14 protein-coding genes are annotated in these 13,492 nt (G+C 60.9%); 4 read left to right on the top strand and 10 right to left on the bottom strand.

What is annotated here, in order from left to right; translation table 11 throughout:
* Positions 1–2: 2 nt before the first annotated feature.
* From Q7U49_RS11390 to sucC, 5 genes are all read right to left on the bottom strand, one after another.
* Entirely contained in the window at positions 3–2,375 is a 2,373-nt protein-coding gene (locus tag Q7U49_RS11390; RefSeq protein ID WP_304764387.1) for a GspE/PulE family protein, read from the bottom strand.
* Positions 2,376–2,512: 137 nt separating this feature from the next.
* Positions 2,513–3,157, bottom strand: a complete 645-nt coding sequence (locus tag Q7U49_RS11385) for an FHA domain-containing protein (RefSeq protein WP_304764386.1) — start codon at positions 3,155–3,157, stop codon at positions 2,513–2,515.
* A 24-nt stretch (positions 3,158–3,181) separates the two neighbouring features.
* Entirely contained in the window at positions 3,182–3,967 is a 786-nt protein-coding gene (locus Q7U49_RS11380; protein WP_304764385.1) for a Stp1/IreP family PP2C-type Ser/Thr phosphatase, read from the bottom strand.
* Between the two features lie 114 nt (positions 3,968–4,081).
* Positions 4,082–4,975: a succinate--CoA ligase subunit alpha gene (sucD, locus tag Q7U49_RS11375; protein ID WP_304764384.1), complete on the bottom strand. Its 894-nt coding sequence runs from the start codon at positions 4,973–4,975 to the stop codon at positions 4,082–4,084.
* Between the two features lie 57 nt (positions 4,976–5,032).
* The gene (sucC, locus tag Q7U49_RS11370; RefSeq protein ID WP_370653994.1) at positions 5,033–6,256 is read right to left on the bottom strand and encodes an ADP-forming succinate--CoA ligase subunit beta; all 1,224 of its coding nucleotides are present in this window, start codon (positions 6,254–6,256) and stop codon (positions 5,033–5,035) included.
* 101 nt (positions 6,257–6,357) lie between these two features.
* Here sucC and argC point away from each other — a divergent pair, with 101 nt between their 5' ends.
* The gene (gene argC / locus Q7U49_RS11365) at positions 6,358–7,293 is read left to right on the top strand and encodes an N-acetyl-gamma-glutamyl-phosphate reductase (protein ID WP_304764382.1); all 936 of its coding nucleotides are present in this window, start codon (positions 6,358–6,360) and stop codon (positions 7,291–7,293) included.
* Positions 7,294–7,296: 3 nt separating this feature from the next.
* On the opposite strand, the gene recX is transcribed toward argC, so the two are convergent.
* Both recX and recA read right to left on the bottom strand, forming a co-directional pair.
* The gene (gene recX, locus Q7U49_RS11360; protein ID WP_304764381.1) at positions 7,297–7,746 is read right to left on the bottom strand and encodes a recombination regulator RecX; all 450 of its coding nucleotides are present in this window, start codon (positions 7,744–7,746) and stop codon (positions 7,297–7,299) included.
* 5 nt (positions 7,747–7,751) lie between these two features.
* Positions 7,752–8,834 (bottom strand): recombinase RecA, encoded by a 1,083-nt coding sequence (gene recA, locus Q7U49_RS11355; protein ID WP_304764380.1) that lies wholly within the window; start codon positions 8,832–8,834, stop codon positions 7,752–7,754.
* A 156-nt stretch (positions 8,835–8,990) separates the two neighbouring features.
* Here recA and Q7U49_RS11350 point away from each other — a divergent pair, with 156 nt between their 5' ends.
* The 3 genes from Q7U49_RS11350 (at position 8,991) to Q7U49_RS11340 (ending at position 11,663) form a co-directional block, all read left to right on the top strand.
* On the top strand, positions 8,991–9,464 hold the full coding sequence (locus Q7U49_RS11350; RefSeq protein WP_304764379.1) for a MarR family winged helix-turn-helix transcriptional regulator: 474 nt from the start codon (positions 8,991–8,993) through the stop codon (positions 9,462–9,464).
* A 66-nt stretch (positions 9,465–9,530) separates the two neighbouring features.
* Positions 9,531–10,205 (top strand): response regulator transcription factor, encoded by a 675-nt coding sequence (locus Q7U49_RS11345; RefSeq protein ID WP_304764378.1) that lies wholly within the window; start codon positions 9,531–9,533, stop codon positions 10,203–10,205.
* Between the two features lie 12 nt (positions 10,206–10,217).
* Entirely contained in the window at positions 10,218–11,663 is a 1,446-nt protein-coding gene (locus tag Q7U49_RS11340) for a sensor histidine kinase (protein ID WP_304764377.1), read from the top strand.
* Here the strand turns inward: Q7U49_RS11340 and Q7U49_RS11335 are convergent.
* From Q7U49_RS11335 to Q7U49_RS11325, 3 genes are read right to left on the bottom strand one after another with little or no spacing between them, the layout of a single operon-like run.
* Positions 11,660–12,094, bottom strand: coding sequence for a hypothetical protein (locus Q7U49_RS11335; RefSeq protein WP_304764376.1), 435 nt, complete (start codon positions 12,092–12,094; stop codon positions 11,660–11,662). The two genes, Q7U49_RS11340 and Q7U49_RS11335, sit on opposite strands and share 4 nt — an antisense overlap.
* A gap of 19 nt (positions 12,095–12,113) precedes the next feature.
* Positions 12,114–12,935, bottom strand: a complete 822-nt coding sequence (locus Q7U49_RS11330) for a biotin--[acetyl-CoA-carboxylase] ligase (RefSeq protein ID WP_304764375.1) — start codon at positions 12,933–12,935, stop codon at positions 12,114–12,116.
* 3 nt (positions 12,936–12,938) lie between these two features.
* Entirely contained in the window at positions 12,939–13,418 is a 480-nt protein-coding gene (locus Q7U49_RS11325; RefSeq protein ID WP_370653996.1) for an SET domain-containing protein, read from the bottom strand.
* Positions 13,419–13,492 lie beyond the last annotated feature (74 nt).

The following is a 13,492-nucleotide window of genomic DNA, read 5'->3' as shown; positions in this document are numbered from 1 at the left end:
TGTTATTTGATGCAGACCGAGCGCACCATCTTCAGGTCGGTGAGCCCCATCATGACTTTCTCCATGCCATCCATCTTCAAGGTGCGCATGCCGCCCTCGACCGCGGCAGAGAAGATTTCAGCGACCCGGGCACGCTCCTGGATCAGCTTCTTGATGCCATCGTCGGCGATCAGCAGTTCATGCAGGCCGACCCGGCCCTTGTAGCCGGTCTGATGGCACTTGTCGCAGCCCCCATGGCGGTAAAACTTGAGCTCACCGCCGTCGGCGAATTCGGTTTTCCAGCGCGCGATGAGTTGCGTCAGCTGCGCATCGAAATCGTCTTTCCACACCATCGAATGCCGCAGCTCCTCGGCGTACTCGACCGCGAACAGGCGCAGCTCCTCGGCGTCGGGCACATAGGCCTCCTTGCAGACACACAATTTCTTGGCCAGGCGCTGCGCCAGAATGCCCAGCAGGGCATCGGCAAAATTGAACGGGTCCATGCCCATGTCGAGCAAGCGCGTGATGGACTCGGGCGCCGAGTTGGTGTGCAGCGTGGAGAACACCAGGTGCCCGGTGAGCGAGGCTTCCACGCCCATGGCCACGGTTTCGTGGTCGCGTGATTCACCCACCATGATGATGTCGGGGTCAGCGCGCAAAAAAGCGCGCATGACCAGCGCGAAATCAATGCCGGCTTTCTTGTTGATCTGGACCTGGCGCAGGCCTTTTTGGGTGATTTCGACCGGGTCCTCGGCAGTCCATATCTTGGTGTCCGGCTTGTTGAGGTGTTTCAGGATCGAATGCAGGGTGGTGGTTTTGCCCGAACCGGTGGGGCCGCACACATAAAACAAACCATAGGGTTTTTCAACTGTGCGCAGCACGCGCTCCATGTTGTGCGGTGTCAGACCCAGCTTGTCCAGCGGAATGGGTTCACCAGCCGCCAGAATCCGCATCACAACGTCTTCGACGCCGCCGGCCGAGGGGATGGTGGCGACGCGCAGCTCGATGTCGATCGGGCCATATTTCTTGAATTTGATCTTGCCGTCCTGCGGCTTGCGGCGCTCTGAGATATCAAGGTCGCACATGATTTTCAGGCGCGTCACCATGGCCTGGCGAAAATGGGCCGGAACTTCGATGTAGGGCTGCAGTGAACCGTCAATGCGAAAACGCACCCCCGTCTTGAGCTTGCCGGGCATGGGCTCGATGTGGATATCGGAAGCCCCCTGGTGGTAGGCGTCCAGGATCACCTTGTTGACAAATTTGACCAGTTCGTTGTCGGCTGCCGCAGACTCCAGCGAGTCTTCGTTGGTGCCGTCGTCCATGGGCGAGCTGTCCATGTCAGCCAGCATGTCGCTGATGCTGCCGCTCTCGGCCTCGATGCCAAAGATCTGGCCCAGCGTCTGCATGAACTCATGGTGTGTGGTGACCCGGTAGGCAAACTTGCCAATGCGCGGATAAACCTGAGCCACAATGCGCGAGCTGCGCACGGTCTCGGGGTCCAGGCACATGATGACCAGCCCGTCGGGTGATTCCTCCAGTGGGATCCAGCCCTGCTCGGAAATGAATTCCCGCTTGAGCTTGCCGTGCAGGTTTTCAGAGCGAATACGGCCTTCGCTGAACGGCTCGTAGGGCACGCCAAAAAATTTGGCCAGGGACGGGCCGATCTGGACCGGGCGCACCTGGTAGTCATTGAGCAACAGTTGCTCAACGGTATGCCCCTGTTCGCGGGCATCCGTCAGGCATTGCTTCAACTCTTCCGCGGTCATGACACCACTGGCGACCAGGTCGTCGTACTTGGTGACCATGCGGCGTACGCGGTCTTCCTGCTTGCGGATGCGCTGGCGGATGGCGATGGCCAGGGTTTTGCAGAGCTGGGTGGCACCTTCCACATCCAGATCGCCAAACATCTGGTCATTCTTGTTGTTGATGATCTGCAGCACGCCATAAAGCGTCTTGCCTTCCAGGATCGGGGCCACCAGCATCTGACGCGTGCGGTAACCGGTGCGCCGGTCCACCGCTTTCAGAAAGCTCAAGTCCGGGTGCACCTGTTTCAGGGCTTCGTTATCATAGACATCGGCCAGATTGACCACCTTTTGACTGAAGGCGACGTACCCGGCAATGCTTTGCGGGCTGATGGGGAGCTTCAGTTCCTGGTTGCTGTTGAGACCCGTCTTGACCTTGGAAACAATGGCGTTGCGCTCCTCATTGACCACATACAGCGTCAACCGGTCCGCATTGAACAGCTTGCAAATGTCCTGGCTCGACTCCAACATGATTTGCTCAATGTTTTCAGTCTCATGGATGCGCGCGGTCACTTGCTGCAACTGCTTGTAAAAGAGTGCATCCAGCGTCATGACGCCATGATCCGAGCCGGGCGGTTGCGTGAGGGTGTTCATGTTTCCTTTGTTCGCAGACTTTTCAGATTTTTCAGGCCTTGGCGATTTCACAGACTTGGCAGACTTTACAGGCTTTACCGACTTTGCAGGCTTCAACTTGTTGATTAGCGCCTTGAACCAACCAAACATTGTGCTGATCAGGAAGACAAAAATTGCAGCACGGTGCCACTCAAGGTGATCTGGTCACCTGCGCGCAACAGGACCGGTGCCTGTCCCACAGCCGTGCCATTGAGCAAGGGCACCTGCGCGCCCTCGACATGATGAACATAATAATTGGCGTCGCGTCGGGTGATGGCCGCAATGGCAACACCGGGTTTACCGAAGGTGGTCACCTCCTTGGTCAACGCCATTTCTCGCCCTGCCGCCGACCCTGAGACCACCTTGATACGGCCCTGGCGGTTGACAGGCAGCTCGGCAATGTCGTGAAAAGCTTGCGGCCAGGTGGCATCATAAGGTGGGCTTGACTCCGCCTCGGCCGTCGCATCACGGGCCGCCGACTGGATTGAGAAAATGATTTTGAAGTGACCTATTTCAATGGTGTCGTTGTCTTGCAGTACCTGCCTTTTTACCGCATGACCGTTCACATAGGTGCCATTGGTGCTATCCATATCCTCGATCATGACCTGCTGGTCTTCCTGGATCAGGCGGGCGTGCCGTCCACTGACCGCCAGGTTTTCCAGCACGACATCGTTGTACGGTCGCCGACCCAAGGTGGTGTGCTTTTTGACAAGACTGACTTCCTTGATGAGGCCACCGTCAAGTCTGATGGTGATTTTCGGCACAAAATCTCCTTCAAAGATTCGTCATTAAGTTGGCAACTGCGGCCGCGCCAGGCCCTGGGCACCGGGCGCCTGCTGGGCATGAATCAACATCACGGTCACATTATCCCGGCCCCCTTTGGCATTGGCCAGCTGGATCAAGGCCGATGCACGCTGGGCCAACTCCGTGGTGTCGCTCATCAGGCTGGCCATGCTGGCGTCGTCCACCATGTCGGTCAGGCCGTCAGAGCACAGCAGGTAAAGATCGCCCACTTCGACCGGATGAATCTTGACTTCAAGGGGCAACCTGGATTCAACGCCCAGCGCCCGGGTCAGCAAGTTGCGGCCCGGGGCACGCGCGGCATGGGCCCGGGTGATCAAGCCGGAATCCACCTGCTCCTGCAGCATCGAATGGTCCTTGGTGATTTGCTCCAAAACGCCATCGCGCAAACGGTAGCAACGTGAATCGCCCACATGGGTCAAAAACAGCCGGTCACCCAGAAACACAGCCGCCACCACCGTGGTGCCCATGCTCTTATAGCTGGGGTTGGCAATGGCGGCCTGCAGGATTTCCCGGTTGGCCTTGTCAACACTGAGAGCCAACAAGCGGCAGAGGTCGTCCGCGTGCTTCGAAGACTCGCTGCGGGACAGCCAGCGTGTCAACTCTGACGCAATCAAGCTTGTGGCCATGCTGCTGGCAACCTCACCCGCGCTGTAGCCGCCCATACCGTCGGCCAGCACCGCGACGCCACAATGCTCGTCAAACAGAAAGCTGTCTTCGTTGTTGGGACGCGTCAAGCCGGGGTCAGTTTGTGCGTGATAGGCGTAGTTCATGGTTCATTATTGCTCCGACCAGCCCCAGAAACAGGAAAGCCGGACTGTCCTTCAGGAAATCCGGCTAGGGGCCTTGACCCCGGTCAAAAGCCTTGTTTCAAGGTCTGGCGAGCGTTATAGCATGGCCTTGAGCAGCTTGGCCATTTCGGACGGATTGCGTGTGACCTTGAAGCCACATTCTTCCATCACGGCGAGCTTGGCTTCGGCGGTGTCGGCGCCGCCGGAAATCAAGGCACCGGCGTGGCCCATGCGCTTGCCCGCCGGAGCGGTCACACCGGCGATGAAGCCGACGATGGGTTTCTTCATGTTGAGCTTGCACCAGCGAGCGGCTTCGGCCTCGTCCGGGCCACCGATTTCACCAATCATGATGACGGCGTCGGTATCCGGATCGTCATTGAAGGCCTGCATCACGTCGATGTGCTTCAGACCATTGATCGGATCACCACCAATACCCACGGCACTGGACTGACCCAGGCCGATTTCGGTCAATTGCGCCACCGCTTCGTAGGTCAGCGTGCCGGAGCGGCTGACCACACCAATGCGACCCTTGCGATGGATGTGACCGGGCATGATGCCGATCTTGATCTCGTCGGGCGTGATCAGTCCGGGGCAGTTCGGGCCGAGCAGCAGGGTTTTCTTGCCGCCAGCAGCTTCCTTGGCTTTCATGCGGTTGCGCAGTTCCAGCATGTCGCGCACCGGGATGCCTTCGGTGATGCAGATCGCCAGGTCGAGGTCGGCCTCGACGGCTTCCCAGATGGCGGCAGCGGCACCAGCCGGTGGCACGTAAATGACCGACACGGTGGAACCGGTCTCAGCAGCGGCTTCCTTGACCGAGGCAAAAATAGGAATACCAAAAATGGATTCGCCAGCCTTCTTGGGGTTCACGCCGGCAGCAAAACATTCTTTGCCGTTGGCGTATTCCTGGCATTTTTCAGTGTGGAACTGGCCAGTTTTGCCGGTAATACCTTGGGTGATGACCTTGGTGTCTTTATTGATGAAGATTGACATGTTTTTTCCTAATCAGTAGGGGAAAGAACCTTGCGCAGCGCGGTTCTCTCCGGCAAATTACTTGGCTACTGCCTTGACAGCAGCTTGTGCAGCTTCTGCCATGGTGTCCACGGAAATGATCGGCAGGCCGCTGTCTTTCAACATCTTCTTGCCCAGCTCTTCGTTGGTGCCCTTCATGCGCACGACCAGCGGCACATTCAGGTTGGTCGCCTTGCAAGCGGTGATGACGCCGGTGGCAATGGTGTCGCACTTCATGATGCCGCCAAAAATGTTGACCAGAATGGCCTCGACCTTGGGGTTCTTCAGCATGATCTTGAAGGCTTCGGTGACTTTCTCGGGGGTGGCGCCGCCGCCCACGTCCAGGAAGTTGGCAGGCTCTGCGCCAAACAGCTTGATGGTGTCCATGGTGGCCATGGCCAGGCCGGCGCCGTTGACCAGGCAGCCGATGTTGCCGTCCAGGCTGATGTAGGCCAGGTCGAACTTGCTGGCTTCGACTTCGGCCGGGTCTTCTTCGTCGAGGTCGCGGTAGGCCACGATTTCGGGGTGACGGTACAGCGCGTTGGCGTCAAAGTTGAACTTGGCGTCGAGTGCCATCACATTGCCCTTGCCGTCGCGGTTCAGCGGGTTGATTTCAACCAATGACGCGTCGGTGTCCATGTAGCACTTGTAGAGCTTCTGGAAGATGTCCACGGCTTGCGCCGTCGAGCCAGCCGGCATGCCGATGGCGTCGGCAATTTTCTTGGCTTGCGCCTCGCCCAGACCCGTCAAAGGATCAATGAACTCGGTGATGATCTTCTCAGGGGTGGAATGCGCCACTTCCTCGATGTCCATGCCGCCCTCAGAGGAGGCAATGAAGGCCAGCTTTTGCGTGGCGCGATCCGTCACGATGGAAACGTAATATTCCTTTTGAATATCGGCACCGTCTTCGATGTACAGGCGACGCACCTTTTGGCCTTCGGGGCCGGTCTGGTGGGTCTTGAGCTGCATGCCCAAAATTTCGCCGGCGATGCGCTTGACGTCTTCAATGGTCTTGGCAACCTTGACGCCGCCGCCCTTGCCACGGCCCCCGGCGTGGATCTGCGCCTTGACAACCCAGACCGGGCCGCCGAGTTTTTGTGCGGCTTCCACCGCCTCTTGAACGGTGAACGCTGCAATGCCGCGAGGCACTGGCACACCGAATTGACGCAAGATTTCCTTGCCTTGGTACTCGTGAATTTTCATGAGCTTTTCTCTCAGGAATGAATGATGGATAGCCGTCTGATATGTCCAACAGGGCAGCATCAGGGACACCGTGCGAAGCAACTGCGGACTGTATCATGCTGCATTGCGGCAAACTGTTACCAGCCTTACAAGCAACCCATTTTTCAGGATTTGACTTCACCATGCAAAAAATATTCATCGACGGCGAGGCCGGCACCACCGGTTTGCAAATTCGGGAACGCCTGCAAACCCTGCCAGGCGTCGAGCTCATCAGCATTGCGCCCGAGTTGCGCAAAGACGCCAACGCCAAGCGCGACCTGATGGCCCAGGCCGACCTGGTGGTGCTGTGCCTGCACGACGACGCGGCGCTTGAGTCGGTGGCCATGGTCGACGCGCTGGAAAAAAGCACGGGCAAGCCCGGCCCCAAAATCATTGACGCTTCCACCGCGCACCGCACCGCACCCGGCTGGGTCTATGGTTTTCCTGAATTGGCCGCCGGACAACGCGAAGCGATCCAGACCGCGCGCCGGGTAGCGAATCCGGGCTGCTATGCCACCGGTGCCATTGCGCTGTTGCGGCCCCTGATGGATGCCGGGCTGATTCCGGCCGATTTCCCGCTTTGCCTGCCATCGGTCAGCGGCTATTCAGGCGGCGGCCGGCCCATGATCGAAGCCTTTGAGCAGGGCACAGCACCGGCCTTTGAGCTCTACGGCCTGGGTCTGAAGCACAAACACATCCCGGAAATCATGGCCTTGACCGGCCTGACGCGCCGCCCCCTGTTTGTGCCTGCGGTCGGCAACTTCAGGCAGGGCATGCTGGTGCAAATTCCGCTGCACTTGGACCTGCTGCCGGGCCGGCCCAGCGCGGACGACCTGCAGCAGGCGCTGACACGGCATTACACCGACAGCGCATGGGTCAAGGTGTTACCCGCCACGCCCGACAATAAACTCGACGCGGTGGCCTTGGCCGACACCAACCTGTTGGAACTGCGGGTGTTTGCCAACCGTGACATCGGCGATGACTTCCAGCACGCGGTGCTGGTGGCGCGGCTGGACAACCTGGGCAAGGGCGCCAGCGGTGCAGCGGTACAGAACCTGCAGTTGATGCTGGGACTTTAAGGCTCAATCGTCGTCGCTGCCCGACACCACCCGATGGATGGTGTCACCGCCAAAACCGCGGCTGGCCAGAAAACGCATTTGCCTGGCGCGCTCGGCCGCATCTGCGGGCGGATGGTCAAATTTCTTCTGCCACACCAGCCGGGCGCGGGCCAGATCGGTGCTACGCAGGTCCGCCACGGCCTCTGACACGGCTTGCGGGTCCAGACCCTTGGCCTGCAACTCCTGCTGGATGCGAGAGGCGCCGAGTTTGGCGGCGCGCCGGTTGATCACCGACTCAAGCACCCGCTGCTCGCTGATGAAGCCCTTGGACACCAGCTCATCGAGCGCCAGCGCAAGGCTGCCGGGCTCCTCTTCAAATTGCTGCAGCTTGCGCTCCAGCTCGGCACGCGAATGCTCGCGGCCGCTGAGCAGGCGCAGGGCACGGCCTTTGAGCGAAGGCTGGTCAAAGGCCACGGCGGTCAGGCGGCCTTCTTGGCGGCCGCTTTAGGCGCTGCTTCAGCTGCTTCGGTGCCGGCCAGCAGCGGGATACCCAAAGAGGCGCGCACCTTGTTTTCAATCTCATGCGACAGGCTGGGGTTTTCTTTCAGGAATTCCCGCGCGTTGTCGCGGCCCTGACCCACTTTTTCGCCGTTGTAGGCGTACCAGGCACCGGACTTGTCAAGGATGTTGGCGGTGACGCCCATGTCGATGATCTCGCCCTCGCGGCTGATGCCCTGGCCGAACAGGATGTCGAACTCGGCCGTTTTGAACGGCGGGGCCACCTTGTTCTTGACCACCTTGACCTTGGTTTCGTTACCGATGGCTTCGTCGCCCTTCTTGATGGTGCCGGTGCGCCGGATGTCGAGCCGCACCGAGGCGTAGAACTTGAGCGCATTGCCACCGGTGGTGGTCTCGGGGCTGCCGAACATGACGCCGATCTTCATGCGGATCTGGTTGATGAAGATCACCATGCAGTTGGTTTTCTTGATGTGGGCGGTGAGCTTGCGCAGCGCTTGGCTCATCAACCTGGCCTGCAGGCCGGGCAGGCTGTCGCCCATTTCACCTTCGAGCTCGGCCTTGGGTGTCAGGGCGGCCACCGAGTCCACCACGATCAGGTCCACCGCACCCGAGCGCACCAGGCTGTCGACAATTTCAAGCGCCTGCTCGCCGGTGTCGGGCTGGCTGATCAAGAGGTCTTGCAGGTTGACGCCGAGGTTTTGCGCGTACTGGATGTCGAGCGCATGCTCGGCATCGACAAAAGCGCACTGGCCGCCGGTTTTCTGCATCTCGGCAATCACCTGCAGCGTCAAGGTGGTTTTGCCGCTGGATTCCGGGCCATAAATTTCCACCACCCGGCCACGCGGCAGGCCACCCACGCCGAGCGCAATGTCCAAGCCCAGTGAGCCGGTGGACACCACCTGGATGTCTTCAATGACTTCGCCCTCGCCCAGGCGCATGATGGTGCCCTTGCCAAATTGTTTTTCAATCTGGGCCAGCGCCACTTGCAGGGCCTTGGCTTTTTCAGGATTGATGGGGGTGGCGGCTCTGACGGTTGCGTCCATGACGTTTCTCCTTGGGGTTGAAATGGTTTGGCATCTGCCTGGAAAAATTCTGACTCTCTGTTTTTAACAACAGGCTGGATGCTTGAACAGTAGTTTAGAGCGATTGTTTAACGTCGTAAATCAGTTTTTTAGTCAATTTGGTTTACTATATTCAATATGACTGTCCTCTCTCTTGGCGCGCCCTGGCGCCAAACCCACATGGGTTACTGGCTGGCGCAGGCGTCGACGCGTTTTGACACCCGCGTGTTGGCGCTGATGGCCGCCAATGACAGCATGCCGCTGGCGCTGGCCAACCTGGCTGCCCGTGGCCACCTGACCGCTTCCCACGTGCACATCACCCGGCACCTGGCTTTGGCGGGCTCGCGCCTGACTGACCTGGCGACCAGCGCGGGGGTGAGCAAACAGGCCATGGGCAAGCTGGTGGACCAATGCGAGGCCTGGGGTCTGGTGCAGCGCCAGCCCGACCTGCGCGATGCCCGCGCCTGCCTGGTGCTGTTCACCCCCGCTGGCCTGAGCTGGCTGCAGGCATTCCAGGATGCCGTGACACAAGCGCAAACCGAACTGCAGGACGCGGTGGGTCAGCAAGTGGCTACCGTGATGGCGCTCGGACTGGAAGCCTATGCCGCCTAGAATGCAGAAAAAGCGACGATTCAGCGAGAAATTTTCAACCGACTGACCCCCAACGAGGAGAGCTTGATGCGCATTTTGATTGCCGAGGACGACCAGGTTCTGGCCGATGGCCTGTTACGCACGCTGCGCAGCTCGGGTGCTGCCGTCGATCATGTGGCCAGCGGCAGCGAGGCCGATGCCGCGCTCATGACCAACACCGAATTCGACCTGCTGATTCTCGACCTCGGCCTGCCCAAGATGCACGGTCTGGAAGTGCTGAAGCGCCTGCGGGCCCGCGGCTCATCACTGCCGGTGCTGATCCTGACCGCCGCCGACAGCGTCGAAGAGCGCGTCAAGGGGCTGGACTACGGCGCTGACGACTACATGGCCAAGCCCTTCAGCCTGCAGGAACTCGAAGCCCGGGTGCGCGCCCTGAGCCGGCGCGGCATGGGCGCGGCCAGCAGCACCATCAAGCACGGCCCCCTCATTTACGACCAGGGCGGTCGCGTGGCCAGCATCGACGGCGTCATGGTGGAACTGTCGGCGCGCGAACTCGGGCTGTTGGAAGTGCTGCTGCAGCGCGCCGGCCGACTGGTGAGCAAAGACCAGCTGGTGGAGCGCCTGTGCGAGTGGGGCGAAGAGGTGAGCAACAACGCCATCGAGGTCTACATCCACCGCCTGCGCAAGAAAATCGAAAAAGGCCCGATCCGCATTGCCACCGTGCGCGGTCTGGGCTATTGCCTGGAAAAGATTCCGGGCTAGACCGTTTAATTTATGGTGAATCCGCGCGAGCAGCGCTCGCTGTTTGGTGAAATCCTGGACTGGATGCTCACGCCACTGCTGTTGCTGTGGCCGTTAAGCCTGGTCATGACCTGGCTGGTGGCGCAGAACATTGCCGGCAAGCCGTTTGACCGCGCGCTCGAATACAACGTCCGGGCCATGGCGCAACTCATCACCATCCAGAACGAGCGCGCCCAGTTTGCCTTGCCCCGGCCGGCGCGCGAACTGCTGCGCGCCGACGACTCCGACACCGTGTACTACCAGGTGCTGGGCCCACGCAGTCAGTTTCTCAGCGGCGAACGCGACCTGCCACCACCGCCAGCGATCGAGCCCGTGGTACTCGACGAAGTTCGCATACGCGATGACGTGGTCAAGGGTTTTGATGTCAAGGTGGCTTATCTGTGGGTGAGCCTGCCGATCCCGGGCAGCAAACCCGCTTTGGTTCAAGTGGCTGAAACCCTGGAAAAGCGCTCGGTGCTGGCCACAGAAATTGTCAAGGGCGTGATGCTGCCGCAGTTTGTCATCCTGCCGCTGGCCGTCTTGCTGGTGTGGCTGGCGCTGGTGCAATCCATCAAACCCCTGCACCAGCTGGAAGAGCGCATTCGCGCGCGCAAACCCGACGACCTGAGCCCGATCGACGCGCAGATCGTGCCCATGGAGGTGGCACCGCTGGTGGAGTCGGTCAACGACCTGCTGCTGCGCCTGACCGACTCCATTGCCACCCAGAAACGTTTTCTGGCCGACGCGGCGCACCAGCTCAAGACGCCGCTGGCCGGGCTGCGCATGCAAGCCGAAATCGCGCAGCGCGAGGGCGCCAGCGCCGAAGACCTGAAACACTATTTGCGCCAGATTGGCCGCGCCAGCATTCGCGCCACCCACAGCGTCAACCAGCTGCTGTCACTGGCACGTGCCGAGAGCAACGGTTCGGCCATGCCCCGCGTGGTCTGTGATCTGGCCGAACTGACCATGTCGGTGGTGCGCGACTGCGTGCCCCGTGCGCTGGATAAACACATCGACCTGGGCTACGAAGGCACCCAGCCCGGCACGCCCACCTGCACCGTGCTGGGCAACCCGACCCTGCTCAAGGAAATGGTGCGCAACCTGGTTGACAACGCCATCAACTACACACCCTCCAGCCTGGAAAAGCCGGGGGTGATCACGGCGCGTGTGCTCACCGACCCCTTTGGTCACACCCTGGTGCTGCAGGTGGAAGACTCCGGCCCCGGCGTGCCCGAAGCCGAGCGCGAGCTGGTTTTCCAGCCCTTTTACCGCGCCCTGGGCACCGAGGCGGATGGCTCCGGCCTGGGCCTGCCGATCGTTCTTGAAATTGCCCAGCAACACCAGGCCAGCGTCAGCCTGGAAGAAAACCACCCGGGCCAAACACCACCGGGTGCCCGCTTTGTGGTGCGCTTCACCGCACTGGCGGCCGACCCTGCCTAAGGCTTGGCTTCAGGCTCGGGGCAGGTTTCAAACACGACGTCAGGCACCACAGTGCTGAACTCAGGCACGCGGGCTTGCAGCGCGGCGTTCAGCGCCGGCAGGCGCAGACGCGCCCCTGGCGCCGGCTCGAAAACCCAACTGTCGGCTGGCCATGCGCTTGCCAGATAAGGACGCAGGGCGCCAACCTGGGCCGCGTCCAACAACCCGGTTTGCAGGCACAGCAGTTCTTCAGGCGCGACCGCCACAGGATTACGCCTGGCGTCGGCCTGGCTCACCAGCGTGATGGCGTCCGGCAGAATTTGCTGCGCCAGACGTTGCGGCTCACGTTGTGACAAGGGGCCAAAACCATAAGGCAGCAGCCAGCCCTGGGCCCACGACCAATACAGGACATTGAGCAGCAGCAGCAGCCAGACCAAGGTGCGGGCCATCATGCCTGGCGCTCAAAAAAAGTCATAAGTGAACATAGGCCGGGCCTTGTTGCACGCGCACACTGACTTCGGAACTGGTGACACGCTGCATGCCCTGTGCAGTGGCCACCAGCAGGGCGCCAGCCGCGTCCACCCCTTGGGCCACACCGTGCACACCATCGCTGAGTGTGAGCGGCAACTGCGCCAGCGCGTCGCGCGCGTTGAAGGCCTGCTGAAACGGCGCAAAGCCATGGGCCTCGAAGCGCTGCACGGTTTGCACCAACGGGGCCGCAATGCTGAACAGCGCTTGTGCTGCGTCCACCTCGGGCAACAACTCACGCAGGCCGACTGGCGGAGTGGACAGCCCGGTGGCGTCAGGGGTGGCCAGGTTGATGCCGACCCCGATCACCACATAGCGGCTGGCGCTGAGCTCGCCCCAATTGGCGGTCTCAATCAGGATGCCGGCCAATTTGCGGTCGTGCCACCACAGGTCATTGGGCCATTTGAGGCGAATGTCCGGGTGCAGGCTTTGCGCCACGCTCAAGCCCACGGCCAGCGACAGGCCCGACCAGTCGGCCGGTGCCAGGTTCAGGCCCAGTGAAAACGTCAAGGCCTGGCCGCGCTGGCCCGCCGCCTGCGCACCGCTGTGCCACTGCCGCCCCATGCGGCCACGGCCGGCGGTTTGCTGCTCGGCCACCAGCAGCACGGGCTCCAGGCGACCAGCGCGGGCACGACGCATGAGTTCGGAATTGGTCGAATCGACTTCGGGCAGCACCTCCACGGTAAAACCCGGCAGCACAGGGGCCACGGCCTCCCAGATGGCCTCGGCAGGCCAGCGAATGGGGGCGGTAGAAGGGGAGGTCATCGTTCAACGCCGCTTGGGTGCCAGCAGGGTGCCCCGGCAACTGGCCGCGCCGCACCAGCAGGGGTACTCGGCCTTGAGCTTTTTGGTGTAGCGCTCCTCGATGATCAGGCCGTAGTCGTAGTTGAGCTCTTCACCGGCGGCGATGTCGCGCAAGGCCTTGATGAAAATGCGGCCGTCCTGTTCGTCGGCCTCGCAATTGGGCTCGCAGGCATGGTTGATCCAGCGCGACGAATTGCCACCATACAGCGCATCAATGACGCGGCTTTCGTCAATGTGAAAATAAAACGTGTGATTGGGGTTGACGGGATCGTGCGGGTGCCGCGCCTGGGCTTCTTCCCAGCTGATGATCTCGCCCACGTATTCGATCAGGGTGTCGCCGGCGGCAATGTCCTGCACCGCATAGACCCCCTTGCCATGAATGCCGGAGCGACGGACCTGGAGTCGGCGGGGATTTGTCGGCACTTTTTTGACTCGCTTGAAAATTTGGTATCGTGGACTCGTATGGGTGCGCGTGTGCGTACCTGCCTGTGTGCGCCCGCCCGTGCGAGCGCGAGAAA

It is taken from the genome of Rhodoferax sp., assembly GCF_030653815.1.
GTDB lineage: Bacteria > Pseudomonadota > Gammaproteobacteria > Burkholderiales > Burkholderiaceae_C > Rhodoferax.
This window is presented reverse-complemented; position numbering and strand designations above follow the sequence as displayed.

What these genes read in the sequence shown, in the direction of transcription:
- Q7U49_RS11380 (WP_304764385.1), bottom strand. Translation starts at nt 3,967, where the DNA reads ATGAACTACGCCTATCACGCACAAACTGACCCCGGCTTGACGCGTCCC.
- Q7U49_RS11345 (WP_304764378.1), top strand. Translation starts at nt 9,531, where the DNA reads ATGCGCATTTTGATTGCCGAGGACGACCAGGTTCTGGCCGATGGCCTG.
- sucC (WP_370653994.1), bottom strand. Translation starts at nt 6,256, where the DNA reads ATGCTGCCCTGTTGGACATATCAGACGGCTATCCATCATTCATTCCTG.
- Q7U49_RS11335 (WP_304764376.1), bottom strand. Translation starts at nt 12,094, where the DNA reads ATGATGGCCCGCACCTTGGTCTGGCTGCTGCTGCTGCTCAATGTCCTG.
- Q7U49_RS11340 (WP_304764377.1), top strand. Translation starts at nt 10,218, where the DNA reads ATGGTGAATCCGCGCGAGCAGCGCTCGCTGTTTGGTGAAATCCTGGAC.
- sucD (WP_304764384.1), bottom strand. Translation starts at nt 4,975, where the DNA reads ATGTCAATCTTCATCAATAAAGACACCAAGGTCATCACCCAAGGTATT.
- argC (WP_304764382.1), top strand. Translation starts at nt 6,358, where the DNA reads ATGCAAAAAATATTCATCGACGGCGAGGCCGGCACCACCGGTTTGCAA.
- Q7U49_RS11390 (WP_304764387.1), bottom strand. Translation starts at nt 2,375, where the DNA reads ATGAACACCCTCACGCAACCGCCCGGCTCGGATCATGGCGTCATGACG.
- Q7U49_RS11350 (WP_304764379.1), top strand. Translation starts at nt 8,991, where the DNA reads ATGACTGTCCTCTCTCTTGGCGCGCCCTGGCGCCAAACCCACATGGGT.
- recA (WP_304764380.1), bottom strand. Translation starts at nt 8,834, where the DNA reads ATGGACGCAACCGTCAGAGCCGCCACCCCCATCAATCCTGAAAAAGCC.
- Q7U49_RS11330 (WP_304764375.1), bottom strand. Translation starts at nt 12,935, where the DNA reads ATGACCTCCCCTTCTACCGCCCCCATTCGCTGGCCTGCCGAGGCCATC.